Genomic DNA, 7,635 nt, shown 5'->3' on the forward strand with positions numbered 1-7,635 from the left:
AGGTCAGGCGTCGATTCGCGAGCGGTCCAGGGTCGCGGCCGAGTTGGTGATGAACTCCTTGCGGGGAGCCACGTCGTTGCCCATCAGGAGGTTGAACGTCTCCTCCGCCGCGTCCAGGTCACCGATGTTGATACGGCGCAGGGTGCGGTGACGCGGGTCCATCGTGGTCTCCGCGAGCTGGTCGGCGTCCATCTCGCCGAGGCCCTTGTAGCGCTGGATGTTGTCCTTGCAGCGGATGCCCTTGCGTTCGAACTCGAGCAGGGTCTGCCGGAGTTCGTTGTCCGAGTACGTGTAAACGTATTTGTCCTGGCCCTTCTTGGGCTGGACCAGCTCGATCCGGTGCAGCGGCGGGACGCAGGCGAAGACACGGCCGGCCTCGACCATGGGACGCATATAACGCTGGAACAAAGTGAGCAAAAGCGTACGGATGTGCGCACCATCAACGTCAGCATCCACAAGAAGACAGATTTTTCCGTAACGCGCCTGATCAATATCGAAAGTCCGCCCCGACCCCGCTCCTATAACCTGAATGATCGCCCCGCACTCCGCGTTCTTCAGCATGTCCGAAACGGACGCCTTCTGAACGTTCAGAATCTTCCCCCGGATCGGCAGCAGCGCCTGGAACTCCGAGTTCCGCGCCAGCTTCGCCGTGCCGAGCGCCGAGTCGCCCTCGACGATGAAGAGCTCCGTGCGGTCGACGTCCTCGCTGCGGCAGTCCGCCAGCTTTGCCGGGAGGGACGAGGACTCCAGGGCTGTCTTGCGGCGCTGGGCGTCCTTGTGCTGGCGGGCGGCGATACGGGTGCGGGCGGCGGCGACGGCCTTGTCGAGGACCGTGCGGGCCTGGGCCTTGGCGTCGCGCTTCGTCGAGGTCAGGAACGCCTTGAGTTCCTTGGCCAGGACCTGGGAGACGATGCGGGAGGCCGCGGAGGTGCCGAGGACCTCCTTGGTCTGGCCCTCGAACTGGGGCTCGGCGAGGCGGACGGTGACGACGGCGGTGAGGCCTTCGAGGGCGTCGTCCTTGACGATGTCGTCCTCGGCGACGCGCAGGAGCTTCTGGGCGCGGAGCTGTTCGTTGAGGGTTTTGGTGAGGGAGCGTTCGAAGCCGGCGACGTGGGTGCCGCCCTTGGGGGTGGCGATGATGTTGACGAAGGATTTGATGGTGGTGTCGTAGCCGGTGCCCCAGCGCAGGGCGATGTCGACGCCGAGTTCGCGGGTGACCTCGGTGGGGGTCATGTGGCCCTGGTCGTCGAGGACGGGGACGGTTTCCTTGAAGGTGCCGGAGCCGGTGATGCGCTGGACGTCGCAGAGGGGTTTGTCGGGGGCGAGGAATTCGCAGAATTCGCTGATGCCGCCGTCGTAGTGGAAGGTCTCGTCGTTGGTGCGGTCGCCGGCGGGGCGGCGGTCGCGGACGACGATGGTGAGGCCGGGGACGAGGAAGGCGGTCTGGCGGGCGCGGGCGTGGAGGTCCTCGAGGGAGAGGGCGGCGTCCTTGAGGAAGATCTGGCGGTCGGCCCAGAAGCGGACGCGGGTGCCGGTGCGGGTCTTGGGGACGCGCTTGCCCTTGGTGAGGCCGCTCGCCGCTTGGAAGGGGGCGTCGGGGCCGGTTCCGTCGAAGGCGCCGGGGACGCCGCGGCGGAAGCTGATGGCGTGGGTGGCGCCGGAGTGGTCGACCTCGACGTCGAGGCGGGCGGAGAGGGCGTTGACGACGGAGGCGCCGACGCCGTGGAGGCCGCCGGAGGCGGCGTAGGCGCCGCCTCCGAATTTGCCGCCGGCGTGGAGTTTGGTCATGACGACCTCGACGCCGGAGAGGCCGGTCTTGGGTTCCTTGTCGACGGGGATGCCGCGGCCGTTGTCGCGGACCTCGACGGAGGCGTCCTCGTGGAGGATGACCTCGATGTGGTCGCAGTGGCCGCCGAGGGCTTCGTCGACGGAGTTGTCGATGATCTCCCAGAGGCAGTGCATGAGGCCGCGGCTGTCGGTGGAGCCGATGTACATGCCGGGTCGTTTGCGGACGGCTTCGAGGCCTTCGAGGACGAGCAGGTGGCGCGCCGTGTAGTTGGAGCTGTCGCGGTCCAGGCCGGTCTGTCCGGCGAGCAGGGCCGGGACGGTCCCTTCGGTGGTGGTAGCTGCGGCGCTCACTGAGTTCGCTCCTCGCTGAATTCCGTACTTGTTGGCGGGCTGATGGCTGTTCGCCCGTGGAGAGGGTACCGAGGCCCTATGACAGACGGTGAACAGCCTTGGGCGTGTGGCTCGATGCTATCGCCGACTCGATTGTATGTTCGATCCCTCGTGAGGGTGATGTCTTCATCACGTTCCCTTCCGGGCATGAACCATCTAGGCTCCGGGCACGTCCTCGTGGACGAACCGGGTACCGGTGGACGGTCCCGGTCATGCAGCACCCTGCACGGCTCGCCGGGCAGGCCCGTACAACCCTTGTATTACCAAGCGAAGCGCCCAGAAGCTCCAGAAACCGCAAAACGGCACATTCGCCGCCGCTCTCGCCCGGATTCCCGACATCGGTCCGGGCAGGGGTTCCCGCCGGACCTGTCCGCTGCCAGCGAAATCGGGCAGTCAAGGCCGCGAGCGGGAACGTTTTCGGACTGGTTGGATGTTGACCCTGGTACGACAGCTCGTCGAGCTAGAGAAGAGGCGACGTGACTACTGTTCTGACACCCGCGACCCCGCTGACGGCCGCTGATCGCTGCGACCGTTGCGGCGCCCAGGCGTACGTGCGCGTCGTTCTGACGACCGGCGGAGAGCTGCTCTTCTGTGCCCACCACGGGCGCAAGTTCGAGCCGGAACTGAAGAAGATCGCTGCCGAGATACAGGACGAGACGGAGCGGCTGAGCGCCACTCCGGCCACCGCCTCGGAGAGCGAGCGGTAAGACCGCCCGTTCGGCGACGAGCCCGCGGGCCCAGGGCCCGCCCGACAAACGGCGACGGCCGCATCCCGGATTCCGGGGTGCGGCCGTTGCCGTGCGTGTACGGGGTGTCGCCGCGGGTGGCCGTTCAGTGGGCGGCGATCAGGCCGGCGACGCCGGAGACGCGGGTGTAGACGCCGGGGTGTTCCGGTTCGCCGCAGCCCGATCCCCAGGAGACGAGGCCGACGAGGCGGCCGCCGACGACGAGCGGTCCGCCGGAGTCGCCCTGGCAGGAGTCGCGGCCGCCCGCGGGGTCGCCCGCGCACAGCATGGAGTCGGCTTGATACGTTCCGTCGGGGCTGCCGGGGGGATACGCCTTCGCGCAGGTCTCGTCGGTCAGCAGCCGGAGCTGGGCGGCGCGCAGGGAGGTGGCGTAGCGGCCGTCGCCGGCGGTGTCGCCCCAGCCGTAGACGCGGGCGGGGTTGCCGGGGTCGTAGGAGCGGTCGTCGCCGCGGTCGGCGAGGGTGATGGGGGCGGCGGCGCGGACGGGGTGGTCGAGGGTGATGACGGCGATGTCGCCGGCGTTGGTCCAGGGGTCGTGGCGGGGGTTCACCCAGGCGTCGCGGACGGGGATCTCCTCGCCCGCGTCGCTCCGCAGGTCTCCTCTTCCGGCGATGACGCGCAGGTCGGGTACCTGCTGGAGGGGGACGCCGAGCACGGGTTCGGAGAGGCAGTGGGCGACGGTGATCACTTTGTCGGGGGCGACGAGAACGCCGGCGCAGTACTGGCCGGAGCGGGCGTTTCCGTACCAGGCCCGGGAGGACAGGGCGACGATCCAGGGGCTCTCGGAGATCCGTACGGGGTGGCCTCCGATCACGACTCCGTCGGCGGCGGCCGTGGTGGGCTGCAGGACGGCGGCGGCGAGGGCGGCGGCGGCCGCCCAGGCGGTGGATCGCGGGGGGTTGCGCATCGGGGCTCCTCACGCGGCAGGGGCTCGGGAGCACACGCTCCCGAGCCCCTGCCCGGTGACCGCGGCCGGGGGCGTGTGTGCCCTCAGCCTCGGTCACGGGGGTGCTCGCCGCACCCCGTGACACTCCTTGGTGGCGTCAGTCCAGGTAGTCGCGCAGGACCTGCGAGCGCGAGGGATGACGCAGCTTCGACATGGTCTTCGACTCGATCTGGCGGATGCGCTCGCGCGTGACGCCGTAGACCTTGCCGATCTCGTCGAGGGTCTTGGGCTGTCCGTCGGTGAGGCCGAAGCGCATGGAGACGACGCCGGCCTCACGCTCGGAGAGCGTGTCCAGTACGGAGTGGAGCTGCTCCTGCAACAGGGTGAAGCTGACCGCGTCGGCGGGCACGACGGCCTCGGAGTCCTCGATGAGGTCACCGAACTCGCTGTCGCCGTCCTCGCCGAGCGGGGTGTGCAGGGAGATGGGCTCGCGGCCGTACTTCTGGACCTCGATGACCTTTTCGGGGGTCATGTCGAGTTCCTTGGCCAGCTCCTCCGGGGTGGGCTCGCGGCCCAGGTCCTGGAGCATCTGGCGCTGGACGCGGGCCAGCTTGTTGATGACCTCGACCATGTGCACCGGGATACGGATGGTGCGGGCCTGGTCGGCCATGGCGCGGGTGATCGCCTGCCGGATCCACCAGGTGGCGTACGTGGAGAACTTGTAGCCCTTGGTGTAGTCGAACTTCTCGACGGCGCGGATCAGGCCGAGGTTGCCTTCCTGGATGAGGTCCAGGAAGAGCATGCCGCGGCCGGTGTAGCGCTTGGCCAGGGAGACCACGAGGCGGAGATTGGCCTCCAGCAGGTGGTTCTTGGCGCGGCGGCCGTCCTCGGCGATGATCTCCAGCTCGCGCTGGAGTTTGGGCGCGAGCTTGTCGGCGGAGGCGAGCTTGTCCTCGGCGAACAGGCCGGCCTCGATGCGCTTGGCGAGTTCGACCTCCTGTTCGGCGTTGAGGAGGGGGACCTTGCCGATCTGCTTGAGGTAGTCCTTGACCGGGTCGGCGGTGGCGCCTGCTGCGGCGACCTGCTGCGCGGGGGCGTCGTCCTCGTCCTCGTCGGACAGGACGAAGCCCTCGGGGCCCTCGGACTCCTCGCCCTCGATGCCGGGGGTCTCCTCGGCGTCGCCGCCGTCCTCGCCGTCCTTCTTGCCCGCCGTCTTCTTCGCGGCGGACTTCTTGGCGGTGGTCTTCTTGGCGGCGGCCGTGGTCTTCTTGGCCGCCGTCTTGCGGGCGGTGGTCTTCTTGGCGGCAGCCTTCTTCGGCTGCTCCTCGGACGTACCGTCGGCGTCGTTCTCGGCCGGGTCGGCCGGAGCGGCGGCCGTGGCGGTCGTCTTCTTCACGGCCGTCTTCGCGGCGACCGTCTTCTTCACGGCCGCCCTGGGGGCGGCGCGCTTCTCGGTGCTCTTCGCCGTAGCGGTCTTGCGGGTGCGCTTCGGCGCCTCTGCGGCACTGACCATCAGTGTCACACCCTCCTCTTCGAGGACCTGGTTGAGGCTGCGCAGGACGTTCTTCCACTGGGTGGAGGGAATCTGGTCCACCTCGAAGGCACGACGCACGTCATCGCCGGCGATCTGCCCCTCGGCCTTTCCCCGCTCGATGAGTGCCATGACGGACTCGGCTTCGGCGATCTCCGGCGGGAGCGTACGGGATGTGCTGGCCGACACGAACAACCTCTCGAAACGATGGGAAACGACCGGCGGCGGGGATGGTCCGCCGGTGCATGTGCAATCAGTAGCGGCGCTGACTCGGTCCACAGGATTCGACGAGCAGGATCCACACGGTCGAGAAGCGCGCCACCTCTTAGGTCATCGCGCCTTTCGCCGGAGCGTTACGCCCAATCGACGTGGCCCGGGTCACATCTACTCCCAAGCGTCTCATACGGCGTGCCGTGCGCGGGGCGGGGGCCTCGCGTGACACGGGCCGGCCCCGGTGCGATGTGCCACCGGGGCCGGCCGTGCTTTCCGTCGGACGGCGGTGGGTGCCCGTCTGCTCCCAGCAACTCGGGGACGCTGGGTGGCGGTCGGCTCAGTGCGGACGCGGCTGGGGGACGTGGGTCTCCGTGTGTACGGACAGCAGCTGGCGCATCGCGCTCTCGGCCACGGCGCCGTCGCCGGCGGCGAGGGCGTCGGTGATCCGCACGTGGTGCGCGACGGCGTTCTCGCTGGGCCGGTCGCAGCCGCCGGCGGGTCCGCCGGAGACCTGCAGGGCGGCGGTGACGACGCCGGAGAGGTGCTCCAGCATGCGGTTGCCGGCGACCTGGAGGATCAGCGCGTGGAACTCGGCGTCGGCGCGGGAGAACGTGACGCTGTCGCCCTGCACCAGGGCGTGGCTCATGATCTCCGCCATGTCGGTGAGGCGCTGCTGGACGTCCTCGCGGCCGTGGCCGGCGGCGAGCCGGGCGGCCAGGGGCTCGATGGTCCAGCGCAGTTCGCACAGCTCGCGGCGCTGGTCCTCGCGCTGGGGGCCGAAGGCCCGCCACTCGATGATGTCGGGGTCGAGGAGGTTCCAGTCGGAGACCGGGCGGACCCGGGTGCCGACGTTGGGGCGGGCGCTGACCAGGCCCTTGGCCTCGAGGACGCGCAGGGACTCGCGCACCACGGTGCGGGAGACCTCGAAGCGCTGGCCGATCTCCTCGGGGACGAGCGGGCGGTCGGCGCCGAGATCGCCGGAGACGATCATCTGGCCGAGCTGCTGGACGAGCTGGCCGTGCAGGCCGCGGCCGCGGCTGGTGGCGGCGCGGCGGCTGACGCGGGTGGCGAGGTCGGTGTCGGGGCGGTCCCAGACGGGCGCCGCCGGTGCGACGTGTCCGCCGGCGGCGGCGGGGATCGTCGCGCCCGCGGCGGCCGGGGCGTCGGCGTAGGGGTATCGGTCGAGTTCCCCCGAGCCGGCGTAGCCGGAGTCGGAGGAGCGCGCCGCTGTCATCATTGTCTGCGCAAGGGTACTCACGGAATCCTTTGTCGGCGGGGCTTGCCCGGGCCTTGAGGGCTTTGGTGAAAAGCACACGAAAGGGTGATCGGCGATCACCTGATCATTGACGCCAATCCGGGCGGAAACGGTCCTTCTGCGGGACGGTCTGTAGGCGTTCGTACGAGATGCGCACGTGCGGACGGGTAACTCCCGCGGGGAGCCTCATTACCTCAGCGGCGGCGGGTGCGCGCCCGCAACGAGGCCAGGAGGTACGGGGCCAGCAGCGCGGTGAGCGTCAGGGCGACGGCGTGTCCGTACGGGCCGGCCGCGAGGGCGACGGTGTCCGTCAAGGCGTTGACGGCGCCGGGTGGGAGCCCGAGGTGGACCGGGAGTCCGAGGAGCCGGTGGGCGGCTTCGGTGCGGGCGAGCGCCGCGCTCACCGGGGGGACGGCCACGGGGAGGGCGAGTGCGGCCGCCGTGCCGGCCGTGGTGGAGCGGGAGACGCCGGCGGCGAGGAGTCCGGTCCAGGCGCAGCCCGCGGTGAGTCCGGCCCAGCCGAGCAGGCGGGTGAGGCCGTCGCCGGGCATGTCGACGACGTCGCCGTACAGGACGAGGAGGGCCACGGCGTTCACCAGCAGGATCGCCGGGACGAGGGCGAGGGTCAGTCCGGTGGTCACGAGGAGTTTGGCGCCGAGCAAGGGGAGGCGGCGGGGGACTGCGCCCAGGGCGGGGATGCCCGGAGCCCGAGCCGCCGCCGGAACCGGAGCCGCTGTCGTCGTCGCCGCAGGCGGTGGCCGTGAAGGCCAGCGCGGCTGCCGTGAGGACCGCGACGGCGGGATGGGGTACGCGACGCACGAGGCTT

At 70.0% G+C, this 7,635-nt stretch carries 6 protein-coding genes; 1 reads left to right on the forward strand and 5 read right to left on the reverse strand.

Annotated elements, in window-relative coordinates; genetic code table 11:
* Positions 1-3: 3 nt before the first annotated feature.
* Positions 4-2,097: a DNA gyrase/topoisomerase IV subunit B gene (locus tag SRB5_RS15505; RefSeq protein WP_153452574.1), complete on the reverse strand. Its 2,094-nt coding sequence runs from the start codon at positions 2,095-2,097 to the stop codon at positions 4-6.
* Positions 2,098-2,654: 557 nt separating this feature from the next.
* Here SRB5_RS15505 and SRB5_RS15510 point away from each other — a divergent pair.
* Positions 2,655-2,885 (forward strand): DUF7455 domain-containing protein, encoded by a 231-nt coding sequence (locus SRB5_RS15510; RefSeq protein WP_323377959.1) that lies wholly within the window; start codon positions 2,655-2,657, stop codon positions 2,883-2,885.
* Between the two features lie 124 nt (positions 2,886-3,009).
* Here SRB5_RS15510 and SRB5_RS15515 read toward each other — a convergent pair whose 3' ends face one another.
* The 4 genes from SRB5_RS15515 to SRB5_RS15530 form a co-directional block, all read right to left on the reverse strand.
* Entirely contained in the window at positions 3,010-3,831 is an 822-nt protein-coding gene (locus tag SRB5_RS15515; protein ID WP_153452536.1) for a S1 family peptidase, read from the reverse strand.
* A 136-nt stretch (positions 3,832-3,967) separates the two neighbouring features.
* Positions 3,968-5,536, reverse strand: a complete 1,569-nt coding sequence (locus SRB5_RS15520) for an RNA polymerase sigma factor (protein ID WP_153452537.1) — start codon at positions 5,534-5,536, stop codon at positions 3,968-3,970.
* A gap of 355 nt (positions 5,537-5,891) precedes the next feature.
* Entirely contained in the window at positions 5,892-6,788 is an 897-nt protein-coding gene (locus tag SRB5_RS15525; protein WP_153452576.1) for a FadR/GntR family transcriptional regulator, read from the reverse strand.
* 215 nt (positions 6,789-7,003) lie between these two features.
* Positions 7,004-7,450, reverse strand: coding sequence for a hypothetical protein (locus SRB5_RS15530; RefSeq protein WP_153452538.1), 447 nt, complete (start codon positions 7,448-7,450; stop codon positions 7,004-7,006).
* Positions 7,451-7,635 lie beyond the last annotated feature (185 nt).

It is taken from the genome of Streptomyces smaragdinus (assembly GCF_009604385.1).
In the GTDB taxonomy this organism is placed as follows: domain Bacteria; phylum Actinomycetota; class Actinomycetes; order Streptomycetales; family Streptomycetaceae; genus Streptomyces; species Streptomyces smaragdinus.